Origin of the sequence: Haloferax sulfurifontis ATCC BAA-897, from assembly GCF_000337835.1 — an archaeon.
Taxonomy (GTDB): domain Archaea; phylum Halobacteriota; class Halobacteria; order Halobacteriales; family Haloferacaceae; genus Haloferax; species Haloferax denitrificans.
This window is the reverse complement of the sequence record NZ_AOLM01000019.1, coordinates 1-26,368: the sequence shown is the minus strand read 5'-3', so window position 1 is coordinate 26,368 and position 26,368 is coordinate 1. Positions and strand designations below refer to the sequence as shown.

The 26,368-nt window shown below is 66.4% G+C and carries 28 protein-coding genes and 1 tRNA gene; 15 read left to right on the top strand and 14 right to left on the bottom strand.

All coding sequences use genetic code 11. The features are described from left to right. Positions 1-85: 85 nt before the first annotated feature. Both C441_RS10360 and C441_RS10355 read left to right on the top strand, forming a co-directional pair. Positions 86-1,195 (top strand): OBG GTPase family GTP-binding protein, encoded by a 1,110-nt coding sequence (locus C441_RS10360; protein ID WP_004971103.1) that lies wholly within the window; start codon positions 86-88, stop codon positions 1,193-1,195. Then, positions 1,192-1,668: a TIGR04206 family protein gene (locus C441_RS10355; RefSeq protein WP_007275039.1), complete on the top strand. Its 477-nt coding sequence runs from the start codon at positions 1,192-1,194 to the stop codon at positions 1,666-1,668. The genes C441_RS10360 and C441_RS10355 overlap by 4 nt, the downstream gene beginning before the upstream one ends. A 7-nt stretch (positions 1,669-1,675) precedes the next feature. On the opposite strand, the gene C441_RS10350 is transcribed toward C441_RS10355, so the two are convergent. Next, positions 1,676-3,118, bottom strand: a complete 1,443-nt coding sequence (locus C441_RS10350; RefSeq protein ID WP_007275038.1) for an MATE family efflux transporter — start codon at positions 3,116-3,118, stop codon at positions 1,676-1,678. 135 nt (positions 3,119-3,253) lie between these two features. Between C441_RS10350 and C441_RS10345 the strand changes: the two genes are divergently transcribed. Further along, the gene (locus C441_RS10345; RefSeq protein ID WP_004064251.1) at positions 3,254-4,033 is read left to right on the top strand and encodes a VOC family protein; all 780 of its coding nucleotides are present in this window, start codon (positions 3,254-3,256) and stop codon (positions 4,031-4,033) included. A 153-nt stretch (positions 4,034-4,186) separates the two neighbouring features. Next, a complete protein-coding gene (gene artA / locus C441_RS10340; protein ID WP_007275037.1) occupies positions 4,187-5,098 on the top strand; it encodes an archaeosortase A in 912 nt (303 codons plus the stop codon). Between the two features lie 20 nt (positions 5,099-5,118). Here artA and dph5 read toward each other — a convergent pair whose 3' ends face one another. Then, entirely contained in the window at positions 5,119-5,928 is an 810-nt protein-coding gene (dph5, locus tag C441_RS10335) for a diphthine synthase (protein WP_007275036.1), read from the bottom strand. Between the two features lie 116 nt (positions 5,929-6,044). Here dph5 and C441_RS10330 point away from each other — a divergent pair, with 116 nt between their 5' ends. The 3 genes from C441_RS10330 to C441_RS10320 all read left to right on the top strand — a co-directional run bounded on the left by C441_RS10330 (position 6,045) and on the right by C441_RS10320 (position 7,674). Beyond that, the gene (locus C441_RS10330; protein ID WP_049920543.1) at positions 6,045-6,620 is read left to right on the top strand and encodes a DoxX family protein; all 576 of its coding nucleotides are present in this window, start codon (positions 6,045-6,047) and stop codon (positions 6,618-6,620) included. 88 nt (positions 6,621-6,708) lie between these two features. Continuing rightward, positions 6,709-6,918, top strand: a complete 210-nt coding sequence (locus C441_RS10325; RefSeq protein WP_007275034.1) for a DUF7542 family protein — start codon at positions 6,709-6,711, stop codon at positions 6,916-6,918. Between the two features lie 318 nt (positions 6,919-7,236). Next, on the top strand, positions 7,237-7,674 hold the full coding sequence (locus C441_RS10320; protein WP_007275033.1) for a Rieske (2Fe-2S) protein: 438 nt from the start codon (positions 7,237-7,239) through the stop codon (positions 7,672-7,674). 59 nt (positions 7,675-7,733) lie between these two features. On the opposite strand, the gene C441_RS10315 is transcribed toward C441_RS10320, so the two are convergent. Continuing rightward, positions 7,734-8,213, bottom strand: a complete 480-nt coding sequence (locus C441_RS10315; RefSeq protein ID WP_007275032.1) for an Lrp/AsnC family transcriptional regulator — start codon at positions 8,211-8,213, stop codon at positions 7,734-7,736. Positions 8,214-8,456: 243 nt separating this feature from the next. On the opposite strand from C441_RS10315, the gene C441_RS10310 reads away from it, so the two are divergent. Continuing rightward, complete coding sequence (locus C441_RS10310) at positions 8,457-8,879, top strand: NAD-binding protein (RefSeq protein WP_007275031.1); 423 nt, start codon at positions 8,457-8,459, stop codon at positions 8,877-8,879. After that, positions 8,876-11,053 carry an amino acid permease gene (locus C441_RS10305; RefSeq protein WP_007275030.1) on the top strand — a complete coding sequence of 726 codons (2,178 nt, stop codon included), beginning with the start codon at positions 8,876-8,878 and terminating at the stop codon, positions 11,051-11,053. The genes C441_RS10310 and C441_RS10305 overlap by 4 nt, the downstream gene beginning before the upstream one ends. Here C441_RS10305 and C441_RS20690 read toward each other — a convergent pair. Further along, positions 10,983-11,357, bottom strand: coding sequence for a cyclophilin-like fold protein (locus tag C441_RS20690; protein WP_007275029.1), 375 nt, complete (start codon positions 11,355-11,357; stop codon positions 10,983-10,985). The two genes, C441_RS10305 and C441_RS20690, sit on opposite strands and share 71 nt — an antisense overlap. Before the next feature lie 321 nt (positions 11,358-11,678). Here C441_RS20690 and C441_RS10300 point away from each other — a divergent pair, with 321 nt between their 5' ends. After that, on the top strand, positions 11,679-12,935 hold the full coding sequence (locus tag C441_RS10300) for a site-specific integrase (RefSeq protein ID WP_007275028.1): 1,257 nt from the start codon (positions 11,679-11,681) through the stop codon (positions 12,933-12,935). Here the strand turns inward: C441_RS10300 and C441_RS10295 are convergent. The 3 genes from C441_RS10295 to C441_RS19530 form a co-directional block, all read right to left on the bottom strand. After that, positions 12,932-13,129: a hypothetical protein gene (locus C441_RS10295; RefSeq protein WP_007275027.1), complete on the bottom strand. Its 198-nt coding sequence runs from the start codon at positions 13,127-13,129 to the stop codon at positions 12,932-12,934. The two genes, C441_RS10300 and C441_RS10295, sit on opposite strands and share 4 nt — an antisense overlap. Continuing rightward, positions 13,126-13,416 carry a hypothetical protein gene (locus tag C441_RS10290; RefSeq protein ID WP_007275026.1) on the bottom strand — a complete coding sequence of 97 codons (291 nt, stop codon included), beginning with the start codon at positions 13,414-13,416 and terminating at the stop codon, positions 13,126-13,128. Before C441_RS10290 ends, C441_RS10295 begins: the two co-directional genes overlap by 4 nt. A 330-nt stretch (positions 13,417-13,746) precedes the next feature. Further along, positions 13,747-14,151, bottom strand: a complete 405-nt coding sequence (locus tag C441_RS19530) for a hypothetical protein (RefSeq protein WP_007275025.1) — start codon at positions 14,149-14,151, stop codon at positions 13,747-13,749. Positions 14,152-14,578: 427 nt separating this feature from the next. Here C441_RS19530 and C441_RS10285 point away from each other — a divergent pair, with 427 nt between their 5' ends. Further along, positions 14,579-15,139: a hypothetical protein gene (locus C441_RS10285; protein WP_007275024.1), complete on the top strand. Its 561-nt coding sequence runs from the start codon at positions 14,579-14,581 to the stop codon at positions 15,137-15,139. A 230-nt stretch (positions 15,140-15,369) separates the two neighbouring features. Then, the gene (locus C441_RS10280) at positions 15,370-15,687 is read left to right on the top strand and encodes a hypothetical protein (protein ID WP_152420723.1); all 318 of its coding nucleotides are present in this window, start codon (positions 15,370-15,372) and stop codon (positions 15,685-15,687) included. A gap of 396 nt (positions 15,688-16,083) precedes the next feature. Here C441_RS10280 and C441_RS10275 read toward each other — a convergent pair whose 3' ends face one another. The 5 genes from C441_RS10275 to C441_RS10255 form a co-directional block, all read right to left on the bottom strand. Next, on the bottom strand, positions 16,084-17,697 hold the full coding sequence (locus C441_RS10275; protein ID WP_007275022.1) for a DUF7845 domain-containing protein: 1,614 nt from the start codon (positions 17,695-17,697) through the stop codon (positions 16,084-16,086). Further along, on the bottom strand, positions 17,694-18,056 hold the full coding sequence (locus C441_RS10270; protein ID WP_007275021.1) for a hypothetical protein: 363 nt from the start codon (positions 18,054-18,056) through the stop codon (positions 17,694-17,696). The genes C441_RS10275 and C441_RS10270 overlap by 4 nt, the downstream gene beginning before the upstream one ends. Before the next feature lie 254 nt (positions 18,057-18,310). Next, positions 18,311-18,383: transfer RNA gene (locus C441_RS10265), tRNA-Thr, on the bottom strand. Between the two features lie 92 nt (positions 18,384-18,475). Further along, entirely contained in the window at positions 18,476-19,462 is a 987-nt protein-coding gene (locus tag C441_RS10260; protein WP_007275020.1) for a class I SAM-dependent methyltransferase, read from the bottom strand. A gap of 166 nt (positions 19,463-19,628) precedes the next feature. Further along, on the bottom strand, positions 19,629-20,099 hold the full coding sequence (locus tag C441_RS10255; protein ID WP_007275019.1) for an HTH domain-containing protein: 471 nt from the start codon (positions 20,097-20,099) through the stop codon (positions 19,629-19,631). A 168-nt stretch (positions 20,100-20,267) separates the two neighbouring features. Between C441_RS10255 and C441_RS10250 the strand changes: the two genes are divergently transcribed. Continuing rightward, a complete protein-coding gene (locus C441_RS10250) occupies positions 20,268-20,693 on the top strand; it encodes a universal stress protein (protein WP_049920542.1) in 426 nt (141 codons plus the stop codon). An 88-nt stretch (positions 20,694-20,781) separates the two neighbouring features. Here the strand turns inward: C441_RS10250 and C441_RS10245 are convergent, their stop codons facing one another. Then, complete coding sequence (locus tag C441_RS10245; RefSeq protein WP_007275017.1) at positions 20,782-21,222, bottom strand: universal stress protein; 441 nt, start codon at positions 21,220-21,222, stop codon at positions 20,782-20,784. A 153-nt stretch (positions 21,223-21,375) separates the two neighbouring features. Here C441_RS10245 and C441_RS10240 point away from each other — a divergent pair, with 153 nt between their 5' ends. Continuing rightward, positions 21,376-22,092, top strand: a complete 717-nt coding sequence (locus tag C441_RS10240) for a TVP38/TMEM64 family protein (RefSeq protein WP_007275016.1) — start codon at positions 21,376-21,378, stop codon at positions 22,090-22,092. On the opposite strand, the gene C441_RS10235 is transcribed toward C441_RS10240, so the two are convergent. Further along, entirely contained in the window at positions 22,067-24,916 is a 2,850-nt protein-coding gene (locus tag C441_RS10235) for a cation-translocating P-type ATPase (protein ID WP_007275015.1), read from the bottom strand. The two genes, C441_RS10240 and C441_RS10235, sit on opposite strands and share 26 nt — an antisense overlap. Positions 24,917-25,011: 95 nt before the next feature. Between C441_RS10235 and C441_RS10230 the strand changes: the two genes are divergently transcribed. Then, the coding region (locus C441_RS10230; protein WP_007275014.1) for a molybdopterin oxidoreductase family protein at positions 25,012-26,368 on the top strand (1,357 nt) is incomplete at its 3' end.

The window sequence follows — 26,368 nt, the reverse complement described above, 5'->3', positions numbered from 1 at the left end:
GACCACGATATCCGACGCGTCGGTGCGGCTGACCCGCCGCGCGGAAGGAAAGGGTTTTTCGACGGACGCGGCGGAACTGTTGACGATGGGACTGGAGGAGGAGATCGAAGATATCCGCGAGGAGATATCTAACACGCCGTACAACAAGTCGACCGAGGCGCACATCGGCCGGCTGAAGGCGAAACTCGCGGAACTGAAAGAGAAACTCGAAAACCAGAGTTCGGCCGGCGGCGGCCAAGGGTACGCCGTCGAGAAGACCGGCGACGCCACGGTCGCGCTCGTCGGCTTCCCGAGCGTCGGCAAATCGACGCTCATCAACGCGCTCACCAACGCCGACAGCGAGACGGGCGAGTACGAGTTCACGACGCTCAACGTCAACCCGGGGATGCTGAAGTACAAGGGCGCGAACATCCAGATACTCGACGTGCCCGGCCTCATCGAAGGGGCCGCGGGCGGTCGCGGCGGCGGCAAGGAGGTCCTTTCTGTCGTCCGCACCGCCGACCTCGTCGTGTTCATGCTCTCGGTGTTCGAGATAGAGCGCTACGAGCGACTGCAACGGGAGCTCTACAACAACAAGATTCGGCTCGACACGTCGCCGCCGAACCTCTCTATCAACAAGAAGGGCAAAGGCGGCATCAACGTGACCAAAAGCGACAGCGTCGACCTCGAAGAGGAGACCATCAAGGGCATCCTCCGCGAGCACGGCTTCGTCAACGCCGAGGTGACGCTCCGCGGCGAGACGACCATCGACGAACTCGTCGACGGCATCATGAAAAACCGGGTGTACCTGCCGTCTATCGTCGCCGTCAACAAGGCCGACCTCATCGACAAGGACTACCTCCCGACGGTCGAAGAGAACCTCCGCGAGGTCGGTCTCGACCCCGACGAGGTGACGTTCATCAGCGCCGAGGCCGAGAAGGGCCTCGACGCGCTCAAAGAGGAGATTTGGGACGCCCTCGGGCTCATCCGCATCTACATGGACAAACCCGGCCGCGGCGTCGACTACGACGAGCCGCTCGTCCTCCGCGAGGGCGACACCATCGACGACGCCATCCACGAACTCGGTGCCAAGCTCGACGAGCGGTTCCGGTTCGCCCGCGTCTCCGGCCCGAGCGCGAAACACGACGACCAGCAGGTCGGTCGCGACCACGTCCTCGCCGACGAGGACGTGCTCCGCATCATCGCCCAGCGGTGACGACCGACCCGGCGGCCCGGTCGGCTCCGCGGTCGTCCGCGCGCCGCCGCAACCTACTCCTCGTCTCCGTCCTCGCTCTCGTTCCGTGGTCCGTCCAGACGTTCACCGCCGGGAGCGCCACGCTCCTGTTCCCGTGGGGACTCGTCGGTCCCGCGACCGGGAGCGTGACGACCATCACCGACTTCTTCCTGCGCTTTACCATGGGACTGCCGGACTACATCCTCGTCTGGCCGGTCGGCGTCGCCTGTTACCTCGTCGCGCTCGGAAGCGCGCTCTCGGGCGTCCTGTTCGGCCGCGAGGACGTTCGACTCACCGCGGCCGGACTCCTCCTCGCCGGCGTGACCCAGTTGGAGGTCGCCCGCGGCTTTTCGGTCCAACCCGGTCGAACCGCGTGGCCGGTCGGGACCGTCCTCTTGTGGGCCGTGGCGGGGTTCCTGTATTGGTCACGCGCGGGCGAGCGCGACGCCCGGTGACTCCGGCTCAGTCGTCCGCGGCCGCCTTCGGCCGGTAGTTCCGACTCACCGCCTTCCACGTCCCGGTCTTGAAGCGGTAGTAGTTCAGCACCGCCGGGATGGTCGTCTCGGCGAGGAACGCCAGGTAGAGCCCGGTGAGGCCGAGCGAGGTGACGGAGCCGATGTAGGTGAGCGGAATCGACCCGAGGAACATCCCGACGAACTGGCTTCCGAACGTCCAACGCGTGTCGCCGCTGGCGTCGAGCGGCCCCGCGGAGCCGCCGGAGACGCCCTGTAAGATGACGGCGAGACAGGCGACGTAGACGAGGTTGACGGCGATAGGGACCGCCGGGTCCGCCGGGTTATCGACGAACCCGAGGACGATTGGGCGGGCGAATATCGCCACGAGCGCCGCCGAGACGATGTACGTGGCGACGGCGAACCGAATGACCTCGTTGCCGTAGGCCTCGGCGGTTCGCTCGTCGTCCTTGCCGAGCGCCTGCCCGACGAGGCTCGACGACGCCAGCCCGAAGCCCCAGCCGGGGGTGTTCATCAGCCCCCAGATTCGGCGGGCGATGACGAACGCCGCGACCACGTCGGGGCCGAAGCTGTCGAGGATGGCGAGCATCGGGAACTCCGCGACCGTCCAGACGAGCCCGCGACCCATCACGGGCAGGCCGATTTTAACGAGGTCGACGAGCGTCCCGGGGTCGACGAACGACCCGAAGGGGTCGATGGTGACGGGGAACGCGCCGACGCCGGGGAGCGACCCCCGCGCGAGGCCGACCGCGAACGCGCCGGTGACGACGACGTTCGAGAGGACGGTCCCGAGCGCCGCGCCCTCGACGCCGAGGTCGAGCCCGAAGATGAGCACCGCGTTGAGGACGATGTTGATGACCGCCCCGGTCGCGCGGAGAATCATCGCGGTGTACGCGTCGTCGGTGCCGACGAGGACGCGACTCCCGATGAGGTTCAGCCCGGCGAACGGGACGCCGAGCCCGACGATTCGGAGGTAGGCCGCCCCGAGTTCGATTGCGCCTTGGTCGCTACTCAGCACGGAGATGAGTTCGGTGGGGAACAGCCAGAAGACGGCCGTGACCGGGAGCGTGGCGACGACGGTCAAGAGCGCGCTCGACCGGACCGCGAGCCCCAGTTCGTCCATCGCGTCCGCGCCGAAGCGCTGTGAGACGAGCGCGATGGTCCCGCCCGCGATGCCGCCGCCGAGCGCGAAGGCGAGTCCCCAGTACGGCCCGGCGAACCCGACGCCGGTGATTGCGACGGTCCCGGAGGCGAGACCCACCATCGCCACGTCGACGGCGTTTTTCGACATCCGGGCGATGCCGGTGACGACGCGGGGCCACGAGAGGTCGGCGATGCGGACGGCGCGCTCGCGGTCGAGGAGACCGAGCCGGGCGAGCGCCAGCCCGATACCGAGGATGAGGAGGCGGACGGGGTTGGGGACCGGAAACACTGCTGAATCGTACCTTCGGGGAGTACTTATGCACCACGCAACGGACCGAAAACACCGGTAGACGGCGCGTGATAACCATCGACGGTCGGTTCCGCGTTCGGTACGTTTTTCGCCGGCGCGACACATCACTCGGGTATGTCCGGAACCCTCGACCACGTGATGATTCGCGTCGAAGACCTCGAGGAGTCGCTCGACTGGTACACGACCCACCTCGGCTACGAGGAGAAGGGTCGCTGGGAGGCCGACACGTTCACCAACGTCTACCTCGGTCCCGAGGACCTCCACGAGGAGGGCGCGGTCCTCGAACTCACCTACAACCACGGCGACAACACCTACGAGATGGGCGACGCGTGGGGCCACATCGCGGTCCGCGTCCCCGAGGACGAACTCGAATCCTCCTACCAACAGCTCATGGACGAGGGCGTCGAGGACTACCGCGACCCCGAGTCCTGCGGCGGCCGCTACGCGTTCGTCAAGGACCCCGACGGCCACGAGGTCGAAATCGTCAAGCGCGACCACGGCGCGAAGTGGAGCCTCGACCACACCATGATTCGCGTCGAGGACGCCGACGAGGCGCTCGGCTTCTGGACTCGCAAGTTCGGCTACGAGCACACCGGCCGCTGGGAGTCCGACACGTTCGCGAACTACTTCATGAAGCCCGAGGGCGCGGCCGAAGAGGCGATGGCCGTCGAACTCACCTACAACTACGACGGCCGGAGCTACGAGATGGGCGACGCGTGGGGCCACCTCGCCGTCAGCGCCGACGACCTCCACGACTACTGGGAGACGCTCATGGAGCGCGAGGCCGAAGACTACCGCGACCCCGAGTCCTGCGACGACATGTTCGCGTTCACGAAAGACCCCGACGGTCACGAAATCGAGGTCATCCCGGCCGACTTCGAGTCGCCGGAATAGCCGGCCTCGGTTCCGACGCCCCGACGTCTCGGTTTCTTATCGCCGTCGACTGACCCCACAGCCGCGGTGCCGCGAGTTCAGGCCGCCGGCACGCACCGGAAGTCGGCGTACGGAACGACAAGGGATTTAATCGGTCCACCACATCCAATACGTATGCCCGGTCTCCTCTCCGACGCCCTCGCGTGGGTGGCCATCGGAACCTTCGTCGCCGGCGCGGTCGCACACGGGCGGGACCGCGAGCTCGGGCGACGGGTGATGACTGCCGCGTGGGTGTTGTTCGCGCTCTTCTGGCTCCAGCTCATCCCGCACTTCACGCTCGTCCACAAGAGCTACATCGAGGGCCTATTGACCATCGCGGCCGTCCCGGCGTCGCTGTACGCCGGCTGGCTCCTCTACAACGGCCGCGACACGCTGTTCGTCCTCTCGCGCGCCGTCGCCGCCATGGGCGTGGTCTATCTCCCGTTCGAGACGATTCCCGCGTTTACGCTCCTCGGGGCGACCGTTCCCGCGCCTCGCGGCGTCCTCATGGAGACCGTCGCGGCGCAGACGCGCTTTCTCATCGAGTCGCTCGGCTACGCGCCGCAGATGATTGTCGGTGACCAGGGGTACCTGAACACGTTCCTCTGGATGCAGGGCTCCCACCGAATCGAAATCTCGGTCGTCCTCGCCTGCACCGGCCTCGGGAGCATCGCCATCTTCGCCGGCCTCATCGCCGCCGTCGACGCCCCGATGCGCCGGAAGCTCCGCGGGCTCGCCATCGCCGTCCCCATCATCTACGCGCTGAACCTGCTTCGGACGACGTTCATCGCCATCTCGGTCGGCAACCAGTACTTCCACCTGTTCGTCGACGAGATTCTGTTCCTCTTCGGGTCGTCCGACCCGTACATGGTGTCGTTTTTCATCTCCGACCGCATCATCAGCCAAGGGCTCGCGGTCGTCGCGCTCGTGGGAATCACCTACCTCGTCGTCCACGAGGTGCCGGAGCTCCTCACCGTCATCGAGGACGTGCTCTACATGGTGACCGGCGACGAGTACGACCTCAGAAGCGAGTTAGGGCTCGACTGAGACCGCCGTCGGAGTCGCGTTCAGTTTTCGTCGTCGAACAGTTCCTCGGGCGCGCCGCCGAGCGCCGAGAGCGCGTCGGCCTCGACGTGGTGGATCTCGCCGGGGATGACGAGCATGTGGAGCGGGTCGCCGAAGTCGCGCTCGGCGAGCGCCGAGAGGCGGTCGGCGGCGACGACGGGGTCCGGACTCCCCGCCCGGCAGACGGCCACGCCGAGGGCGTCGCCGCCCCAGTGTTCGGCGAACAACTCCGCCGCGTAGTCGGCGGTCATGTACTGGTCGCCGTCGACCTCGACGCCGCGGCGGCCCTCCCAGTCGACCTTGATGTCGAGGTAGACGAGCGTGTGCAGTCCGAGGTCGCGGTTCGCTTCGAGCGAGTCGACGACGCTTTTCGGCACCGGGTCGCCGCCGTGGACGTACGGAAACGGGAGCGTGACGGCCTTTCCGAAGCGGTAGTTCTGGAGTCCGGTCAGGCCGCTGGCGGCGGACTGGGCGGTCACGCCGTGAACGAGTCGCGTCTCGATGCCGCGGTCTTCCGCGCGGAGGCGGAGGTCGACGTGGGTGGTCGAAATCATCGTGTCGCCGGCGGTGAGAAACGCGACGTGTTCGTCTTCCGCGGCGTCGAGTATCGGCCCGGGGTCCTGTTCGACGCCGGCGCGGTCGCGGACCTCGATGTCGATGTCGTGGTAGGCTTCGAGTTCCTCGACGGTCGCGCCGACGAGGTGACTCGTGTAGAACTCCGCGAACGCGCAGTCGGCGTCCGCGAGCGCCTCGCGCCCCTCGACGGTGACGGAGCGCTCGTCGTACAGGCCGAGTCCGATGAACGTGAGCATGCCCGTGTTCTGTCGCGGGCGGTGATAAGCGGCGTGACCTCCGGTGAGACGGCCGACCCCATTGCGTGAGATTACCCAACACACTATTGTAGTTTGACGGAAAATATTACCTCCGTATGTCAACCGATAGCCGTACACTAGAGACGGAACTGTTCGGGCGGCCGGTGCGGTTCGACTACTCGGAGCGCTGGGTCGGCTACTCGCTGTTCCTGCTCAGAGTGGTGATGGGGTGGACGCTGTTCCAAGGCGGCGTCACGAAGCTCGTAACCTACCTGGATGCGGACCCCTCGAACAACTGGACCGCGGCGGGTTTTCTCGCCAACGGAATCCCCGAGGGGAACCCCCTGATGGGCCTGTGGGGCTCGATGGCCGGCAGTCCCCTCATCGACATGCTGAACATGTGGGGTCTGACGCTGGCCGGGCTGGCGATTATCCTCGGCGCGTTCGTCCGATTCAGCGCCTTCTGGGGCGCGATTATGATGCTGTTCTACTGGGCGGCGGCGCTCGAAGGCGGGATCCTCGCCGGACTGCCGCTGGCCCACGGCTGGGTCGTCGACGACCACATCGTCTACGCGGTACTGTTGTTCGGCCTCGGCGCGTTCGGCGCGGGCCGTATCCTCGGTGTCGACGCCTACCTCGAAAACATGGAGTTCGTGCGGCGCAACCGGTGGATGGGCCTCGTCATGGGCTGACCACCGCGCGCCAGCGACCGCTTTTTTTACTCGTCCTCGGCGGACGGACCCGACGGAACTATCTCGACTGCCGTGTTCGGTTCGACTGATGTCGACTCCTCGTGCGACGGTTTCCTGTCCGACGTGCGGACTCGAAGAGCGCTTTTCGAAGCTCGCGGACGCGCGCCTCCGAATCGAAGACCACCGTGCCGAGACCGGCCACGACCCCGTCTGGGAGCTCGGACGGTTCCCGTCCGGCGTAGAGCAGATGGGCGACGAGGCGGGCGTCTGCGGCGTGGACCTCGACGAGAACCGCTGAACCGGCCGCCCGCCGGTTCGGGTCGGGCTGTCGCTCCGAGTCGCGTCGAGCGTCGAGTCAGCGACTATGAGCTTCATAACAATACGACAGTCTCCCGAACGAGTGGGTATGTGGTGTGAACGGTGCGGACGAGACACGACGGTCCGAAGGCACGCGATAGACGAGTTCACTGGGTTCCTCTGTAGCGACTGTCGCGCGGTGTGGAATCGGTTTACCTCGGCGTAATCGGCGGCCTCGGCTCGGGGTTCGCTCCTCGACGCGGGGCCAGCCGCGGCGTCGCCGGTAGCTACTTTTCCGCTCGGTCGGTAACTGTGTCCGATGGTCGACGGAACCCGAGTCGCGGCCGTGGACGAGGTCCCCGAAAACGGGTCGTATCTGTTCACCGCGGAGGACGCGTATTCGCGGCCGGAGGAGCTCATTCTCGTTCGGTGCGACGACGAGCCGGGTATCGAAGCGTGGCCGAACACCTGCACCCACGAGAACCAGCGGTTCGACCGGGGGACCGGCGCGGCGATGCGCGACGGCGAGATTATCTGTCCGAAACACGGGTCGATGTTCGACGCCTGTTCCGGCGCGTGCGAAAACGGCGAGGCGGCGGGCACCAGCCTGCCGGACGTGGACATCACGGTCACCGACGGCGGCGTCTTCCTGACCGACGACGAGTACACCTATCTCTCCGCGGGCGCGGCGCGCGAGGACGACGAGGACGATGACGACGACGATATCCCGAGTTCGACGTCGCACATCGGGTTTTGAGCGCCCCTGCGGCGGCCCGGTCGCCGCCGCGTCGTCGCCACCGGCGGTATACTGGTCGCCTACTGGTCAGCGCCGTCCTCGTCGAGGAACCCGTGATACGGGCAGACGAACTCGTCGCGGATGAGCTGTTCGTCGACGATGACCAGTCCGACTCGGTCGAGTTCCTCGCTGATGCGATTGAGGTCGTCGTGGTCCTTGCCGATGGCGTTCACGTACACGTTCCGCTCGCCGGTCATTATCTCTCGAACCGCGGTCACGCCGTGGACGTCGCGCGCCCGGTTCGCCAACGCGGAGCGCTCGGGCACGGGCGCGGTACAGATTATCTTCGTGTACAGCGGGTAGCCCGCGAGGTCGTAGTCGATGTCGACGTGATAGCCGCGAACGATGCCGGTGTCTTCGAGTCTGTTGAGCCGCGTTCTGACGGTGCTCGACGAGAGGCCGAGTTTCTCCGCGATGTCGCTGGACGACGTTCCCCGGGCGTCCTGCTGGAGATAGTAGAGGATGCGCTTGTCTGTCGAGTCTAACTCACCGTCTTTCATACGTGACCTACTCTGGACTCGGCGTGATTATCAGTCTGTTCCATACCCGCGCTCTGTGCGGTCGTCGCCGTTATCGCCGTCATCGACGACGGCGACGAGGCACCCGAACTGAAATGACAGATTAATCGTTATAGGCTGTTTATTTGACGACCCGTCAAAATAGTGCGCTAGTTTAAGGCCTTCCGTCACCGAGGAGCTGATACACACGGTCGGACGAACGCCGACTCCACAATCAGCACACACATGACGTCGAATCCATCCGTCGTAGACGAGCGGCTCACGGACTGTAAACAGAGTATCTACTACGTCTTGGGCGGCAGACACCTCGGCTCTGCCATCGCCCGACATCTCCAGGCGGCCGGTCGCGCCGTCTACGTGATCGACGAATTCCACGAGCGGTCAGAAATCGACGGCGTGCGAGGCGACCCGGCGGACGTCCGGACGCTGGAGGCGGCCGGCGTCGCGGCCGCGTCGACGGTGGTCGTCGCCACGGCGTCCGACAGCCGCAACCTGCTTATCGCCCAACTCGTCCGGGCCCGCTTCGACGTCGAACGCGTCGTCGTGTTGGTCAACACGCCGGACCGCTTCGAGATGTTCGCCGACGCCGGCCACAAGCCGGTCTGTGCGACGTCCGTCCTCTCGGGCACGCTCGCGGGGGCCGTATGAAGGAGTTGGAACGCGACCTCGGTCTGCCGTCCGTCTTCGCGATAAGCATCGGTGCGATGATTGGCAGTGGCATCTTCATCCTGCCCGCGCTGGCGCTCGAAGTCGCCGGCCCGGCGGTGATAGTCGCCTACGCCCTCGCGGGCCTGCTCGTCGTGCCGGCCGCGCTGTCGAAGTCCGAGATGGCGACCGCCATGCCGAAAGCCGGCGGGACGTACATCTACATCGAGCGGGGGATGGGTCCGTTGCTCGGGACCGTCGCCGGCGTCGGCACGTGGTTTTCCCTGTCGTTCAAGGGCGCGCTCGCGCTGGTCGGCGGCGTCCCGTATCTGCTTCTCCTGTTCGACCTCCCGCTTCGGCCGGTCGCGCTGGGTGTCGCGGCGGTGCTGATACTCGTCAACGTCGTCGGCGCGAAGCAGACGGGGCGCCTGCAGGTCGGCATCGTCGTCGTCATGCTGGCCGCCCTCGGCTGGTTCGCCGCGGGGAGCGCACCCAGCGTCCAGCAGGCAAACTACGCCGGCTTCTTCGACGCCGGTCTCGGCGGTCTCCTCGCCGCGACCGGCCTCGTGTTCGTCTCCTACGCCGGCGTGACGAAAGTCGCGAGCGTCGCCGAGGAGGTCGAGAATCCGGGCCGGAACATCCCGCTGGGTATCCTCGGCTCGCTCGCGTTCACGACGGTCCTGTACGTCGCCATCGTGGCGGTGCTAGTCGGCGTCACCGACCCCGGGAGCGTCGCCGGGTCGCTCACGCCGATGGCGGTCGCCGCCGAGGCGACGCTGGGCCAGTTCGGCGTGGTCGTGGTCATCCTCGCGGCCATCCTCGCGCTCGTCTCGACGGCCAACGCGGGCGTGCTCTCCTCGTCGCGGTACCCCTTCGCCATGAGCCGGGACAAGCTCGCGCCGCCGTCCTTTTCGGCGGTGAGCGAGCGGTTCGGAACGCCCGTCGCCTCGATTACGCTCACCGGTGCCGTGCTGTTGGTGCTCATCGCGTTCGTCCCGATTCTCGATATCGCGAAACTCGCCAGCGCATTCCAGATTCTGGTGTTCGGCCTCATCAACGTGGCCGTCGTCGCCTTCCGCGAGGGGAACGCGGAGTACGACCCCGAGTTCACCTCGCCGCTGTACCCGTGGCTCCAGGCGTTCGGCGCCGTCACCGCGGCGCTCCTGTTGACGCAGATGGGCTCGACCGCCCTGCTCGGGGCCGTCGCCATCACGCTCGGGAGCGTCGTCTGGTACGTGCTCTACGCCCGGCCGCGGGTGAGCCGCGAGGGCGTCGTCACGGACGCCGTTCGCCGACAAGTCGGACAGAGCGCCCTCAGCCGAACGGAATCGGCGATGGACGAGCCTCCCCGCGAGGTGCTCGTCGCGCTCACGAAGGACCTCGACGACAGGCGCGAGCGGTCGCTCGTCGCCGTCGCCGCGGATCTCGTTCGCCCCGACGACGGCCGCGTCGTCGTCGTCCGCTTCGAGGAGGTGCCCGACCAGGTCCCGCTCACCGAAGCCGTCACGGCGCAGTCGCCCGCGGACCGCTCGTACGAGGCGCGAATCGAGGCGCTCGCGGCGGAACTGGACGTCGCCGTCGAGGCCGACGAAATCGTGAGCCACGACACGAAACACGCGGTGGTCAACTTCGCGCGCGGCCGCGGGGTCGACGCCGTCGTGGCCGAACACGAGCCGCTTCGGCTCCGCTCGCGGCTGTTCGGCGACCCTATCGACTGGGTCGTTCGCCACGCGCCCTGCGACGTGCTCTTGGTCGATAACCTCGGCTACGACAGCCCGGAACGGGTGGTTCTCTCCGGGGACGGCGGGCCGTACCCACCGCGGGCGGTCAGCGTCGCGGCGGCCGTCGCCGCCGCCAACGCGAGTGAACTGTTGCTCCAACACCCGCCGAACCCGGAGATGACCGAACAGCACGAACGGACGGTCGGCGAGTATCAGACCGAACTCTCGGCGTTGCTTTCGGTCCCGGTTCGTACCACGCCGCTCAGAACGGACGGCGGGCGACCGGCCCGCCCCGACGTGGTGGTCCGTCGCGCCCCCGACCGCGGGCTTCGGAACGTCCGCTTCGCCGGCCGACCGACCGCCCCGAGTCCGCGGTGTACGACGATTACGGTCTATCCGCACGACTCGCGCCGACCGGGATTCGCACAGCGACTGCTCGAACGGCTGACGTTCTAGCCGACGCCACGGCGTTTGGGTCGGCGGGGCCGCGGCGTCGGGTTCGGTCGGAGAGACCGGCGTCAGGACGGTGGCCCATCCGCGAGTTCGATGCTGACGGTGGTCTCTCCGTCCAGGTCTTCGAGTCGTTCGGTTCCCGAACCTCGATGTGCCCGAGTTTGACGAGTCCGGACGCGTAGCCGAACTCCCGATAGAATATCGCGAGGTTCCCCCACGGCGCGTAGTAGGTGATGTCGCCGACCTCGGGGTCGACGCCGTCGTCGGAACCGCTATGACGGTGCGGCCGAGCCGTACAGCCACTCATCGGGTAACTCCCGAGGGTGCTCCTTGTATTCCCGAGCGACGGCGTCGGAGCGCCCGAGTCGAAGTGACCCCAGTTTGTAATCCGAACCAAACGGACGTAGCGCGAGGTACACGAGATGCTCGACGAGTTAGTTCGCTGAAAAAGTAAGCCGGTGGAGGGGATTGTGAACCTCGGTCGCAAATCTTCGATTTGCTCCCTGCTTCAAATCCCTCCACGCAGGGCTCTTCGTCTCACTTCGTTCGACAGAAAGAGCCGGTGGAGGGAGATATACTGACTGTCCACATCCCTAACTACATTAGTAGGTGGCACACTGGTAGCCTCATGCGTGACAAATCGAACGCGCTGGAGGCTCTCCGTGCTCGAATCCGCGACTCCGAGGAACTCACCGACGAAGACCGAGACGTACTTATCGCCTTCTCCGACGAGATGTACCTTCTCAGTTCTACGTACAGCAACCACCGCCACGAGAAGCTTCTCCGCCACTGCACACGCATCGGCGAAGAAGTAGGCGGTCTCGCGGACGCTCTCCAAACCGAAGAAGCAGCTAAGGAGATCGTCCGATGGATTAACCGCACCTACGAGAACGAAGAGACGAACCGAGACTACCGAATCGCTCTTCGCGTGTGTGCTCGCCGTACGACCGAAGGAGACGAGATCCCCGAATCGGTTGGATGGGTTCCGAGCGGAACCTCGAAGAACTACGACCCCGCTCCGAAGCCCGCGAATATGCTCCACTGGGAAGACGACGTACTCCCCATGATCGAGACGACACACAACAGCCGAGACGCGGCGCTCATCGCCGTCGCGTGGGACTCCGGCGCTCGGAGCGGAGAACTTCAGGCGCTCCAAGTAGGCGACGTGACGGACCACCGCCACGGGCTTCAGATTACCGTCCAGGGGAAGACCGGCCAGCGGACGGTTACGCTCTTCACGAGCCCGCCGTACCTCAAGCAGTGGCTTCAGAATCACCCCGACCGGAAGAACGCTACCGCTCCCCTCTGGAGCAAACTCCACGAGGGAGACGAACTCAGCTACAACGGCTTCACCAAGATCCTCCGTCGCGCCGCGAAGAACGCGGACGTAGAGAAGCCCGTGACGCTCACGAACTTCCGGAAGAGCTCCGCCAGCTACCTGGCGAGCCGGGGCGTGAATCAGGCTACGCTCGAAGCGCACCACGGATGGAAGCGAGGGAGTCGCGTGGCCGCTCGGTACGTCTCGGTTTTCAGTGACGCCTCCGATACCGAGCTCGCCCGTGCTCACGGTCTCGACGTGAGCGAAGAGGAACCGGACCCTATCGCGCCGCTCGAATGTCCCCGATGCGGGCGCGAGACTCCCCGCGAAGAAGAGTTCTGCGTGTGGTGTCACCAAGCGGTGGATCCCGGAGCGGCGCAGACTATTCGAGACCGAGAGCTCTCCCTCCGAAAGTCGGTTATGCGACTCATCCGAGACGACCCCGGTCTCGTGGATGAAGTCCAACAGGCTCAGGATCTCCTCACAGTTCTCGAAGACCGTCCCGATCTCGCCGACGACGCCGAACAGTTCCGGCAGGCTCTCGTAGAGTTCGACGGAGAGCATTAGCGCTCTCCCCCGATTACCGTCTCGAACTCGCGGCGTATCTCTTCGATATCGCGTTCGGTTCCGTAGCGAAGCAGAATCGCGTAGGCGTACGCCCGGATCTCCGGATTACTCCCGTGACGGAGAATCTTCACGAGGTCGTCCTTGTGGTGGCGTACGTACTCGCGTCCCGTCGGTTCGGAGGTTCCGAGGGTCATCGGTCCCTCCCATGGCCGGAGTCGGCCAGCGCGCGAATCTCGGCGTTCTGGAGGGATTCCCTCCAGACCTTCCCGGCGATACCCCGCATCGGCGGGCGGGCCGTCTCCGTGTAGATCTCGCGGCGCTCCAGTTCGCGCGCTACCTTACGGGTCTCTACGTCGAACCGGCGGGCGATATCACGGGCAGGCCAGCCGCGTTCGACGTGGAGCTCTTCGAGCACGTCCGCGCGCTTCCATGGCGGGACGATCTCGGTCGGTGCGTGTTCGGTTTCGTGGGTCGTTTTCATCGGGGAGTGTCAATCCCGATCTTCCGGGCAGCGGGCTTCCCCCGACCCCACGCGCCGAATACAGCGGTCGCTCACCGGGAGAGTTATTATCCCGGCTATCGAAGAAAGGAACGCCACAAGGCGATTCCTTCCACACGTGGAGTCGCGTTCTGTTCGGGGTGTTTTCAGCACCCCGAGCGATTCTCTTCATCCTTGAGCCGTCAGTTCATGTCTCGTAGGTTGCTTCTATGGCGGAAATACCTTCGCGGGAACACTTTTATCGAATCCAGCCAGTAGGTATTAGCGCCTGAATATTACCGCCGGATTCTCGTGCTCGAAATCGCATGACGGCTATCTATTAGCCTCCATTTCTTCGAGTTCTTCGGCAGTTCGAGAGAGTAGGGCACGTGCGCGCCGACTCTCGCGCGGTTCGAGTTCCCGCCACTCAGACGCTCTACCCTCCGAATGAAGGCCGTGGTAGAGTTCGACGTGAAGTGGTGCTTTCGAGTGACCGGCTAAGGGCGCGAAGTTCTCTTCGAGCTCTACGCTCGCATGAAATAGAGCTTCCCGCAGTTTCTGGATTAGATCCAGAGAGATTGGTTCTCCCGCGAGAAGCGCGTCTCCGAGATCTACACTCGCATCGTAGATCTCACTCGCGTTCGCTTCGAGCTCGGCGTAGAACTCTCGCCGGGCCACCGTCTCGAAGGCGGTTCGCCTTTCCGTAGGGGCTATATCCCCAGTGGTCGAATCGGACATTTGCTACCTCTGGTAGCACGGGATCGGCGTCTTCACCGCCGGTCCTTCTTCCGAAGGCGCTCCGTGCTATCAGCTACATCTTCGGGATTCTAGATAAGTGATTCGCTACTTTCAGTAAGATTTGTGCGTGGGTGTGCTACGTTCTCAAATGAGCGTGGGATTCTACTGCGAGAAACCAACGCTGAGCCCCCGAAACCGTCGGTTGCTTATATACTGACGTTCCAGAAGGGTGGGTGTCAGAGAAAACCCACACTCACGGTAGATATGATATTAGCCGACCGACTCCAAAAATGTTGATTCACCGATAGTTTTATTGAGGATGACTGGTTTCGGTATTAGGAACGCTCTATTTCCCGTGAACAGTTAAATAAAAGGGAGCCAGTTAGGTGGCTTTACTCTAATACGTCGCTTCTCTGATAACGTCGCCATGGCGACGAACGTACACATGGAGCGTTCGACGGAATCTCTCGCGGGGTTCCGACCAGGTGCGCTCCAAGAAACGAAAGAACGTATCGAACTCGCGGGCGGCCACGTCCGAGAACGCTCCATGCTCGGCTTCCTTTTCGGGAAGCAGTTCGCGTGGGATCTCCGTCGGCACGCTGCCGACGACGGTCTCGGTGGCGTGGCACGCTACGTGAAGGACTACGCGCTCTTCGAGTACCACCGACGGGCGCGTAACTCGAACGCTCCGACCCTCGAAGTGGGTTCTCACTCCGTGGATCTCGCGGCAGGCATGGAAGTGCTCGGTCTCATGACTGGGCTTATCATGCTCTCGGTCGGTCTCCTCGTGTACTCCGAGACGCAGGCGGCCATGCCCGCACCGGAAGATCCGCAGCTCGCCAACGCGAGTGACGGACTGAACGACACGGCGGTTAGTGTCGTGAACCTCTCGAAAGTCGCCTTCATCATCGGCGCGGCAGCCATCATGATCAGCTACCTAATCGGTAGCCTCGGTGGGGGCTTCCACGGCGGTGGCGGCATCCAGTAGAGGATGAACCACCTTCGATTTTCCGCGCTAATACACAACTCGGGAACTTTCGTCTCTTCTTCCCGATTTCGAGCAATAGCAGCGTTCAAACCAGTATTAATGATATTGACGGCGTACTATTATATACGACGTACGTGTAGGGTCTCGGCGCGACTCCGGTTCATGCACGGGGGGGTGGTTTCGTGACCCGAGCGAAGGAAATGGCGCTGCTGCTGGTGTGTGTTAGTACCATGTTCGTCGCGTTCGGCGCGTTCGGTGTTGGAGACCAAGCGGGCGTGCACGCGGAGCCCGGCTTACACAAGGACGTGCGCGAGACCGGCGAGGATCTGAAAGACATAGAGGGAGACCGGCAGCCAGGGAGTTCGTTTACCGGCGGTATCATGGGCGCGATCTCCACGGTGACGAAGGCGTACGAACTCCTCACGGGAGCGGCGAACGCACCGGGGAACCTCGGATTCGATCCGCGCCTCGGTATCCTCCTCGGAACGCCGATTACCTTCGTCATCGCGTTCGCTCTCTACGAGGCCGTGCGGGGGAGAGAAGCGTAGTTCTCTCACCCGTGGGCGAACCTTAACTAACAATTCTCCAATCCCGCCGTCGGAGTGTTAGTTAAGACTCCGATTAAGAATCGGCGGGCGGTTCGCTCGAACCGAGCACCCGGCGCGGGCGACGAAGCCCAATGTCCCGGCAGGGGGTGGGGGCCGAATTTTTTCGCGCGCGGCGCAGTGCGCCGCGAGGGTGCGGTGTGTTTTGATGATGTGGCCTTAGCCACACCCCTAAGGGGAACCGCGACGGTAGGAGTCGGTTCCCCTCAGGCGGTGGCCGAGGCTACTGCCGAAGGCCACCGCTCGCGCGCCGGGGTAGGCCGCTCTCTCGTCGAAGACGAGGAAAATTATGCCGGTAAAAGGAGGTGTTCGATAGTGTTGCCACTCACCGTGGCCCGCCTAAAGCAGTTTGAACGCCGGGACTACACGTCCGTTGTAGCGGATCCGCGCGGAGCGATACCGCGCGGGATCCTGACCGGCGTCCGTCCACACCTGGAGACCGAGACGTACGAGATACGACGGGTCGGGATCTCGGTGCGGGTCGAGCTCGCCGAGGTCGATCTCCAGGGCGTTCAGGCGGTTCGAGATATCTACGCCGTAGCGCTCACACCAGGCGACCCACCGGGCCATCGTCTCACCGAGACCGCGCTTCGCTGCCTCTACCGCCTTCGCGCCGGTAGACATGGCAGTTCGGACCTTCTCCTGAGCGTCCACTACGGCGTCGTGAACGAGTTCGGCGATGTAGTCGGAGCGAAGCCCGACCTTTCCGTACTCGCGCTCCACGAGTTCATCTATCCGGCGTAGCGCACGGCGTACGGAATCGACGTGGCGGCCGTGCTCTTCGGCGATATCCTGAGGGGAGACTACCCCACCGTCGGCCACGAGCGTCTGAAGGCTCTCCCATTCGACGGGGGAGAATCCACCGTCGGCCAAGTATCGAATGACGACGCTTTCCTGTTCGTGGCGAATCTGAGTGAGATCCAGCTCCGTCACTCTCTCTACGTTCTCTTCTACGGTCGGTTCCCAGTAGGCGTCCGGAACGTAGGGACCGTTCCCCCGGAGGGGGGCGATATCTATTCCGGCTTCCATTAGCACCGAGCGAACCGTCTCTTCGAGCTCTTCGTTCAGACGGTCTAAGTCGGAGACGTAGAGGGTTTCATCCCAATAGGAGACCTGATAGGAAGCTCCGACCTTCGGGTGTGCGAGGGGGTGGCTCTTCGGTCTCTTCCACTCCTTCGCGTAGTAGTGCTTCACCTCCTTCGGGAGTTCGTGGTGCGGCCACGCTTCACGGATCCGTCGGGAATCCAGCGTAGCGGTGTGGTAGAAGCCGGGGCGGTTCCGTCCGTGGAGATCGTCGTCTCTCTGGTCGAGTTTTCGGCGTCCCTGTCGGTCGTGTTCGAGTAAGTGGCCGAGAGACGTGATAGGACCGGTACGACTGTGCACGGGGCCACTCTCGTCCGTGTGGACCCGTACGTAGCGCTCCGCGTCTTGGATGTTACTGGAGGGGTGGAGTTCCGAGAAGTAGCCCGCGTGCACGCCTACGGCGTCAAACGCGAGTCGGAGTAGGCGCTCGTAGCGCTCGAACTCGATATTACTCCCCTGGATTCGCACGTTCACACCTTCGCCGAACTCCTCGGGAACTGGGATCTCTTTCACCTCCCCGTTGTTCTTCTCACCCTTCATGCCGGGCCAGCGCGGGGAGAGAAGGGAATAGAAGTCCTGTTCGCCGACGGGATCCTCTTCGGGGTGGCGGGCTACCTTCAGCTCGTACTCTCGAATCGTTTCGATACGGAACTCGGTTCCGGCGGGTGTCGCCCCGCCGGGGTGTACAAGGTTCGAGTCTTTGTAGGAGAGACGGGCTACGTACCGCTCTCCGTCGTCTCGGAACTCTCCGACGACGGACCCGCCACCGTCCTTCACGCGGGAGTCGCACGCGAAGAAGGGGGCGAGACCCTTCTCGTTGTAGAGGTAGTTCGCGGCGTACTCGTGTGGCCCGGTTCGGGTGGCCTTCACGAGATCTCCACCTCCGTTTCAAACTCGTGGTAGCCATCGGGAACGTCCGGAACCGGCGCGGAGTCGGCCAGCTCGTGAATCCGGTCGAAGAACTCTTCGGGCGAACTCGCCACGCGGTTCACCGACCCGACCGACCGCCACGCGGATCCGTCGGGCTCCAGGGCGAGAACGTAGAGCCCGCCGTTCGGGAACGCGAGTAGGATCTTCGTGGCGACGGTCTCGGCATCCCACGAAGGGCGGGGACTCCACCCTCCAAGGGGCGCGGCAGCGTCTATCTTCTGATGGGCTTCGAGACGGTCGAGTTCGCCGAGACGGAGCGGGCGACCGGGGAGAGTGCCGACGGGCGTCTCTCCGCTCATTGGCTACCTCCGTTCCAGAAGACGTGGAGACGGTTCTCTATCTCTCCCCAGCACGCGAGACAGACGGGATCCCGGTAGCCGGTCGGGATCTCTGACTCTCGGAGTTCGAGACCGCAGACGGGACAGACGCCGGTCTCGGGCGTCTCTCTGGAGTTCGGCGTAGCTCCAGAGTTCACGCGGACCACCCCCGCGAGACGGCCACCGCTACGGGTGGCTCTCGGTTCTTATAGTGGGGATGTGGACAGCAAGAGAAGAGCCGGTGGAGGGATTTGAACCCTCGGCCTATTCCTTACGAAGGAATCGCTCTGCCAGCTGAGCTACACCGGCGCGGTGGGCTTTCGAACGCATTCTTTCGTACCCCGGTTACGTAATTAAGACTTGCGAATCAACCCGGTGTCTGTCGGTCGGCACCAGCCCCCTCACGCCCGCTTCGTCAGGCGAACGTCGAGACAGACGTTGTACTCGTGGGGGGCGTACGACCGGACGACGTGTTCGTTCACGACCGCGACCTCGTAGGTCGGTTCGGCGGCGGCGCGGACGGCGGCCAGCCCCGGCCCGAACGGGTCGTCCTCGTGTTGGATGTCGTAGAGGTGAATCACGCAGTCGTCGCTCGCGAGGCGGACGGCGGTGTCGAGGAAGTCGCCGGCGCTGTGCGGGAGGTTCATGATGAGGCGGTCGGCCCAGCCCTCGTAGTCGGCGGCGACCTCGCGCACGTCGCCGTGAATCGCGGTGAGTCGGTCGGCCACGTCGTTCCGCGCGGCGTTCTCGCGGAGGTACGCGACGGCCGCCTCGTTGAGGTCGCAGGCGACGACCTCCGCGCCCGCGGCGGCGGCGGGGACCGCGAACGGACCGACCCCGGCGAACATATCGAAGACGTGCTCGCCCTCGCGAATCTCCTCGACGACGCGGTGGCGCTCGGTCGCCAGCCGCGGCGAGAAGTAGACGGTGTCGATGTCGAGGCGGAACTCGTGGCCGTACTCGCGGTGGACCGTCTCGGTCGACTCGCCGACGAGCACGTCCCAGTCGCGGACGCGGAGTTCGCCTTTGACCTTCGAGGCGCGGTTGACGACCGTCTCGGCCTTGAGGTCGGAGGCGACGATGGCGTCGGCGATGTCGCGGGCGCGGTCGGGGTCGTCCTCGTCGAGGATGACGATGTCGCCGAGGCGCTCGTAGGAGGGTTCGAAGCCGAGCAGGTCGGCGGGCGTGGTCTGCGTGTCGCGGGCGGGCGGTTCGTAGTCGACGACCGCCAAGTCGTCGGGGACGGCGTCGGCGTCGACGACGGGGATGTAGAGCGTCCCCTCGGCGACGGTAATCTCGTGGTCGTGGTCGAGCAGGCCGGCGTCGGCGAGGCGTCGGCGCGCCGCCTCGCCCGACTCGCGGGGCACGCGGACGCAGGGGACGTTCATATCTCCACCACTGCGCGGTCCCGAGTAAGGGTGACGCTTCGCCGCAGGGCTCCGCGGACGCGGCGTGTCGCCTCTCGGGCGGGCGCGCCGCTCGCGGCGTTCGACGTTCGAAAAATCCAGTTTTCCCCGATTCGCCGTGTGTTCGGGGCGGCGATTCGGACTCGAATCACACCTCGACGTGTTCGTGGTCGATGCCGAGGAACGACTCCGCGGTCTCGACCCAGTCGGCGAACGTCCGAGCCCCATCGGCTCGTTCGTGGGGGAAGACGGCCTCGATTTCGTCGCCTCGGAAGACGATGCCCAGCGTCCGCGGGAGGACGACTGCATCGTGTTCGGGGCCCATTCGACCGGAGCCGACCGTCGCCCGCTCGTCGAGCGTCGGGAGCGCGACCCCTTCCGTTCGCGCCCAGTGGCGGCACTCGGCGAGTCGCTCGCGGACGACGGCGTCTCGCTTCGTCGGTGCGAGGTCGGACTCCACGTCCACGTTCCGCCCCCAGGTCCGGACGCACACGTCGTCGACGAACCCCCCGTCGGTGAGTCGTTCGAGTCGGACGATCAGCGCTTGGTGTTCCTCACCGAAGCCGTCTCGAATCGGCCGAATCCACAGTTCTACCCTCCGTTCACCGTCGGTTTGCATGCTCCTCACCACCCGATAGAGAGTACGCCCGATTCGGGCATAAGGCGAGCGTATCCTTCCCGACGGCCGGGAATCGGGAACGCGAGCGAGCGCGACGCGACTGTGTGGGGACGGGCGACGCGGCAGGCCGGGTTCGGTTTTATTCGCTCGGCGCGCGTCTGTGACGACATGTTCGACCACATCCTCGTCCCCACCGACGGTAGCGCCCACGCGACCCGCGCGGCCGAGTACGCGGTCGACCTCGCGGCGACCTACGGGGCCTCCCTGCACGTCCTCTACGTCGTCGACGTTCGAACCGGCCACGCGGATGCGCCCGTCGACGACGACGATTCGCAGACGCGCGGGGAGGCGGCGGTCGGCGACATCGCCGCGCGTGCCGCCGACCGCGACGTGCCCGTCGAGACGGAGATTCGCGTCGGCCTGCCGCACGAGACCATCATCGACTACGGCGAAGAGCGCGACATCGACCTCGTGGTGATGGGGACCCACGGGACGAGCGGGCTGGAGCGATACCTGCTTGGAAGCGTCGCAGAGCGAGTCGTCAGGCTCTCGGACGTCCCGGTGCTGTGCGTGCCGCCGGCTGACGACGAGTGAGTCGGCAGGAACGGCGGCCGACCGGACGACTGCGGAGCGACCGACCGGACGACTGCGGAGCGACCGACCGGGCCGCGAGCGGCGGCCGTCAGCGGACGACCATCACGCTCATCGGCGCGCGCCCGGCGACCAACTCGGCGACGCTCCCGAAAAGCAGGTCCGTCTCGCCGGCGCGGCCGTGACCACCGAGGTAGACCGCGTCGACGCCCTCTCGGCGCGCGAAGTCGACGATGGTCCGCGCGGGGTCGCCGCGGAGCGTCTCGGTCCTGAGTGCCACCTCGCTCCCGTCGGCCAGCGCCGCGAGTTCCTCGAAGATGCCGTCCGCGAGCTCCTGTGCTCGCTCGTACCACTCCTCGGAGCCGTGGAGGGGTTCCGTGCTGATGTCCGCGTCGAACGGGGCGCTGTAGCCGGGGTCGGTCGGGTTGATGACGTGCAGGGCGACGACCGTCGAGTCGGCGTGCGCGAGGGCCTGTTCGAACGCGCGCTTCGACAGCGGGGAGCCGTCGACGGCGACGAGAATCGTTTCCATAACGATTATCTATACGGTTTCTTGGCACAAAAGCGCTCTCGCGGAAGCGGCGGGTGTCGCCGTCGATTCTGTCGGTTCCGCTGGTGTCGTCGGCGTCCCGGCGGGGTCGCGGGTCGCGCCGGGCTTTTCCCCGCGGCGTGCGAGTAGCCACCCGTGTTATCCGTCCCCGAACTGTTCGAATCGCGGCGCGACCGGTGGCGGACGCTCGCGCTCGCCGTCGTCGTCGTGGCCGTCGTCGCGCTCGTCGGAACGACGCTCGTCGACCGATTCCCGTTTCTCGCCGACCCGACGGCGCTTCGGGCGTGGCTCCTCGGGTTCGGAGCGCTCGCGCCCCTCGCCTTTGTCGGCGTGCAAATCGCGCAGGTCATCGTCGCGCCCATCCCCGGGCAGGCGCTCGGGTTCGCCAGCGGCTACCTGTTCGGCGCGCTCTGGGGGACGGTCTACAGCATGGTCGGTATCGTCCTCGGGACGGCGCTCGCGGTCGGCCTCGCTCGCGCGTTGGGCCGCCCGTACGTCGAGCGGGTCGTCACGCCCGACGCGCTCTCCGTGTTCGACGACGCGATGGAGACCCACGGGCTGGCCGTCCTCTTTCTCGTCTTTCTCGTTCCCGGCCTCCCCGACGACGCCGTCTGCTTCGCCGCCGGTCTCACCGACATCCCGGTCCGCAGGATAGTTCTCGTCGCGGCGGTGGGTCGGCTCCCCGGCTTCCTGCTCGTGAACCTCGCGGGCGCGGCCGCCGCCGACGGCAACGCCGAACTCACCGCGGTGTTCGTGGGCGCGTTGCTCGCCGCCTCGGTCCTCGGCTACCTCTACCGCGACCGACTCATGGGCGCGCTCGGGTCGCTCACGGAGCGAACAGCCGGTCGTTGAGCCACACCAGACACAGGTTCGCCGCGAGGAACGGGACGAACGCGCCCGCGACCCAGCCCCACTCCGTGAGGCCGAGCGGGACGACGCCGAAGAGGTCGGCGACCGGCGTGTACAGGAGGACGAGGTGGAGCGCGAGCGACAGCCCGACCGCGCCGAGGAGCCACGGGTTCGAAAGCGGCGACAGTCGGTAGCGGAGCCGCACCGACTGCGTGCGGACCAACTCGGCGGTGACGAGGAACGTGAACAGCACCGTCTGGGCGACGACGAGGTCGCTGGAGCGGTCGAGCGCGTAGAAGAACACGCCCAGCCCGGTCGCGGTGAGCGCGACGCCGATGCCGAGAATCGAGGCCATGGTCCGGCGGTCGAGGACGCCCTCGTCGCGCGGCCGCGGCGGCCTGTGCATCACGTCGTCCGACTTGGGGTCCGCGCCGAGCGCGAGCGCGGGGAAGCCGTCGGTGACGAGATTGAGCCACAGGAGCGCGACGGGCGTGATGACGAGCGCCGACTCGGACGCGAACGTCCCAGGGAACAGCGCCGCCCCGAGGAGCGTCCCGAGGAAGACGACGAGCACCTCGCCGGCGTTCGCCGACAGCAGGTAGTTGACGAACTTGCGGATGTTGTCGAAGATGCCGCGGCCCTCCGCGATGGCGTCGCGGATGGTGACGAAGTTGTCGTCCCGCAACACCACGTCCGACGCGCCCTGTGCGACCTGCGTCCCGCGGTCGCCCATGGCGATGCCCACGTCGGCGTTGCCGAGCGCCGGCGCGTCGTTGACGCCGTCGCCGGTCATCGCCACCGTGTAGCCCGCGTCCTGAAGCGCCCGGAGGATGCGGACCTTGTGCTCCGGCGCGACGCGGGCGAACACGTTGGTCTCCTCGACGACCCGGCCGAGTTCCTCGTTGTCCATCGCGGCAACCTCGGTCCCCGTGACGACCGAGTCGGCGTCGATGCCGACCTCGCGGGCGATGGCGCGGGCCGTCCGCGGGGTGTCGCCGGTCGCCATCGTCACCCGCACGCCGGCGTCGAGGCAGTCGGCGACCGCCTCGGCGACGCCCTCGCGCGCCGGGTCGGTCATGCCCTGGAGCCCGAGGAAGACGAGTCCCGATTCGAGCGTCTCGTCGTCGGCGTCGAGGTCTGCGCCGGGCGCGTAGGCGAACCCGAGCACGCGGAGCGCGTCGTCGGCGAAGGCGGTCACGGTCGCTTCGACACGCTCGCGGCGCTCGTCGGTGAGTGGTTCGATTCCCCCGTCGACGAGGACGCGGTCGCACCGCGCGACGATTTCCTCGGGCGCGCCCTTCACGAGCGCGACGGGGCCGTCGCCGGGCGCGTCGAACTCGTCCACGACGACCGACATCCGCTTTCGCTCGGAGGTGAACGGGACCTCGCGGAGCCTGTCGTTGGGGTCGCGCGAGCCGTCGAGGCCCGCGTCGGCGGCGGCGCTCACGAGCGCGACTTCGGTGGGGTCGCCGCGGTGGTCGCCGCCGTCGAGTTCTTTGGTGTCGTTACAGCGGGCACCGCAGGACAGGAGCGCCGCGAGCGCCGGGTCCGAGTCCGGGTCGGGGTCCGGTTTCGTGGCGGTCGCGGCTTCCGAGTCGGCCGCGGCCGACGCGCCGCCGTTTTCGGACGCAGACGCGGTGACGGCCGGCGCCGACCCGCCGCCCAGTTCGACCGTCCGGTCGTTCGGGAGCCACGCGCGGGTGACGGTCATGCGGTTTTCGGTCAGCGTCCCCGTCTTGTCGGTGACGATGTAGTCGACCGCACCGAGACTCTCGACGACCGCGAGGTTGCGGACGAGCGCGTTGCGCTCCATGAGCGTCCGCGACCCCAGCGCGAGGGTGAGGGTGACGACAGCCGGGAGGCCCTCGGGGACGGCCGCGACGGCGAGCGTGACGGCGACGAGGAGGACGACCACCGGGTCGGTGGCGGTGAGGAACAGCTGGACCGCCGCGATGAGCAGGATGAGCGCGACGATGCCGACGCCGATGCGGCGGCCGAGGCGGTCGACCTCGATTTCGAACGGCGTCTCGCGCTGGCGGGCTTGCCCGAGCTGGTCGGCGATGGCCCCGAGTTCGGTGTCCATCGCGGTGGCGACGACGACGGCCTCCGCGCGGCCTCTGACGACCGTGGTCCCGGCGTGGAGGACGCTTCTCCGGTCGGCCAGCGCCGCGTCGGCGTCGACCGCCTCGGCCGCCTTGTCGACCGGGACGCTCTCGCCGGTCAGCGTCGACTCGTCGGCGCGGCAGTCGGCCGCGGTGAGGATGCGGGCGTCGGCGGGGACGGCGTCGCCCGCTTCGAGGACGACCACGTCGCCCGGGACGACTTCGGTCGCGGGGACCGCCCGAATCGAGCCGCCGCGTCGGACCGTCGCCTCCGGCGTCGCCATCTCCCGAAGCGCCGCGAGCGCCTGCTCGGCGCGGTAGTCCTGTACGAAGCCGAACAGGCCGTTTCCGAAGAGGATGAGCAGGATGAGCGCCGCGTCGGTGTACCCCGGTTCGCGGCCGGGCAGGAGGCCGACGGCGAGCGAGAGGCCCGCGGCGACGAAAAGCAGGAGGATGAGCGGCCCGGTGAACTGCGAGACGAGGAGCGAAAGCGGCGAGACGCCCTCCTCGTCGGCGAGTTCGTTCGGACCCTCCTCGTCGAGTCGGCGGGCCGCGTCGTCGCCGTCGAGTCCGTCGCGGCTCGACCCGAGTCGCTCCAGCGCCGCCTCGCCGTCGAGCGCGTGCCACGGGACGCCCTCGCGTCCGCTCGCTCCCTCGGCCTCCCGATGCGCGGTTGCCTGCTCGTGCACGGTTCGACTGAACGACACGAGCCGACGTATGTCCACCGGCGATTTTCACCCCGCCGCAGTCGGCGGTACGATGAATACCGTTCGGGTCGCACGTTCGACCATGTGTGTGGTGTGTCAGCGTGTCTAAACGGGTGGCGACATCGAGCGAGAGCGTCTGTCCGTACTGCGGCGTCGGCTGTGGCATCCGCTACGACGCCGACCGCGGGAGCGCCGCGGGGTGGAACGGCCCGGTCAACAGGCGGGGCGAACTCTGTCCGAAGGGGGCCGCGGCGTGGGACGTGGTCGACCACGACGAGCGCCTGACCACCCCGCTGGTGCGAGTGAACGGCCGGCTCGTCGAGGCGACGTGGGACGAGGCGTTCGACCGCATCGAACGCGAGTTCTCCCGCGTCGTCGCAGACCACGGCCCGGACTCGGCGTTCTTCTTCGCGTCGTCGAACTGCACGAACGAGGAGAACTACCTGCTTCAGAAGACGGCGCGGGCGCTCGGGACGAACAACATCGACAACTGCGCGCGGCTCTGTCACGCCTCGACGGTGGCGGCGATGGGCGACCGCTTCGGCGCGGGGGCGATGACGAACTCGCTTTCGGACCTCGGCGAGGCCGACGTGTTCCTCGTGACCGGCGCGAACCCCGCCGAACAGCACCCGGTCATCTTCCGGTCGTACCTGCTTCCGGCGCTCAAGTCGGGGACGACGATGATTCACGTCGACCCCCGCGAGAACCAGACGACGAAGGCGGCGGACATCCACCTCCCGGTGAAGCCGGGGTTCGACATCCCACTTCTCAACGCGATGGCCGCCGTCGTCGTCGAGGAGGGGCTGGTCGACGAGGCGTTCGTCGCCGAGCGCACCACGGGGTTCGAGGCGCTCTGCGAGTCCCTCTCCGCGCTCGATATCGACGCGGAGGCCGAGCGAGCGGGCGTCGACCCGGCGGACCTCAGGGCCGCCGCGAGAGCCTACGGCGAGGCCGGCCGCGCGGCCGTCTTCACCGGGATGGGGATGAGCCAGCACCACTGCGGCACCGACAACGTGCAGGCGCTCATCAACCTCCCACTGCTGACCGGCAACGTCGGCGAGGCGGGCACCGGCGTCAACCCGCTCCGCGGGCAGAACAACGTGCAGGGCGCGGGCGACGTGGGCGCGCTCCCGAACGTCCTGCCGGGGTATCGCCCCGTCACCGATGACGACGCCCGCGCCGCCGTCGCCGACGTGTGGGGGTTCGAACCGCCCGCCCTGCCGGGGCTCACGGAGGTCGAAGCGACCCACCGCTTCGGCGACGAGGTGCGGGCGGCCTACGTCTTCGGCGAGAACCCCGCCGTGACCGAGCCGAACGCGAACCGCGTCCGCGAGGCGTTCGAGGCGCTCGACTTCTGCGTCGTCCACGACGTGTTCCCGACCGAGACGGTCGAGTTCGCGGACGTGGTGCTTCCCGGGAGCGTCTGGGCCGAGAAGTCGGGGACGGTGACGAACACCGACCGGCAGGTCA

What these genes read in the sequence shown, in the direction of transcription:
- C441_RS10250 (WP_049920542.1), top strand. Translation starts at nt 20,268, where the DNA reads ATGTTCGACCACATCCTCGTCCCCACCGACGGTAGCGCCCACGCGACC.
- C441_RS10330 (WP_049920543.1), top strand. Translation starts at nt 6,045, where the DNA reads ATGTCAACCGATAGCCGTACACTAGAGACGGAACTGTTCGGGCGGCCG.
- C441_RS10245 (WP_007275017.1), bottom strand. Translation starts at nt 21,222, where the DNA reads ATGGAAACGATTCTCGTCGCCGTCGACGGCTCCCCGCTGTCGAAGCGC.
- C441_RS20690 (WP_007275029.1), bottom strand. Translation starts at nt 11,357, where the DNA reads ATGAGTGGCTGTACGGCTCGGCCGCACCGTCATAGCGGTTCCGACGAC.
- C441_RS10280 (WP_152420723.1), top strand. Translation starts at nt 15,370, where the DNA reads ATGTTCGTCGCGTTCGGCGCGTTCGGTGTTGGAGACCAAGCGGGCGTG.
- C441_RS10300 (WP_007275028.1), top strand. Translation starts at nt 11,679, where the DNA reads ATGCGTGACAAATCGAACGCGCTGGAGGCTCTCCGTGCTCGAATCCGC.
- C441_RS10295 (WP_007275027.1), bottom strand. Translation starts at nt 13,129, where the DNA reads ATGACCCTCGGAACCTCCGAACCGACGGGACGCGAGTACGTACGCCAC.
- C441_RS10345 (WP_004064251.1), top strand. Translation starts at nt 3,254, where the DNA reads ATGTCCGGAACCCTCGACCACGTGATGATTCGCGTCGAAGACCTCGAG.
- dph5 (WP_007275036.1), bottom strand. Translation starts at nt 5,928, where the DNA reads ATGCTCACGTTCATCGGACTCGGCCTGTACGACGAGCGCTCCGTCACC.
- C441_RS10305 (WP_007275030.1), top strand. Translation starts at nt 8,876, where the DNA reads ATGAAGGAGTTGGAACGCGACCTCGGTCTGCCGTCCGTCTTCGCGATA.
- C441_RS10315 (WP_007275032.1), bottom strand. Translation starts at nt 8,213, where the DNA reads ATGAAAGACGGTGAGTTAGACTCGACAGACAAGCGCATCCTCTACTAT.
- C441_RS19530 (WP_007275025.1), bottom strand. Translation starts at nt 14,151, where the DNA reads ATGTCCGATTCGACCACTGGGGATATAGCCCCTACGGAAAGGCGAACC.
- C441_RS10325 (WP_007275034.1), top strand. Translation starts at nt 6,709, where the DNA reads ATGTCGACTCCTCGTGCGACGGTTTCCTGTCCGACGTGCGGACTCGAA.
- C441_RS10255 (WP_007275019.1), bottom strand. Translation starts at nt 20,099, where the DNA reads ATGCAAACCGACGGTGAACGGAGGGTAGAACTGTGGATTCGGCCGATT.
- C441_RS10260 (WP_007275020.1), bottom strand. Translation starts at nt 19,462, where the DNA reads ATGAACGTCCCCTGCGTCCGCGTGCCCCGCGAGTCGGGCGAGGCGGCG.
- artA (WP_007275037.1), top strand. Translation starts at nt 4,187, where the DNA reads ATGCCCGGTCTCCTCTCCGACGCCCTCGCGTGGGTGGCCATCGGAACC.
- C441_RS10290 (WP_007275026.1), bottom strand. Translation starts at nt 13,416, where the DNA reads ATGAAAACGACCCACGAAACCGAACACGCACCGACCGAGATCGTCCCG.
- C441_RS10360 (WP_004971103.1), top strand. Translation starts at nt 86, where the DNA reads ATGGGACTGGAGGAGGAGATCGAAGATATCCGCGAGGAGATATCTAAC.
- C441_RS10320 (WP_007275033.1), top strand. Translation starts at nt 7,237, where the DNA reads ATGGTCGACGGAACCCGAGTCGCGGCCGTGGACGAGGTCCCCGAAAAC.
- C441_RS10310 (WP_007275031.1), top strand. Translation starts at nt 8,457, where the DNA reads ATGACGTCGAATCCATCCGTCGTAGACGAGCGGCTCACGGACTGTAAA.
- C441_RS10270 (WP_007275021.1), bottom strand. Translation starts at nt 18,056, where the DNA reads ATGAGCGGAGAGACGCCCGTCGGCACTCTCCCCGGTCGCCCGCTCCGT.
- C441_RS10285 (WP_007275024.1), top strand. Translation starts at nt 14,579, where the DNA reads ATGGCGACGAACGTACACATGGAGCGTTCGACGGAATCTCTCGCGGGG.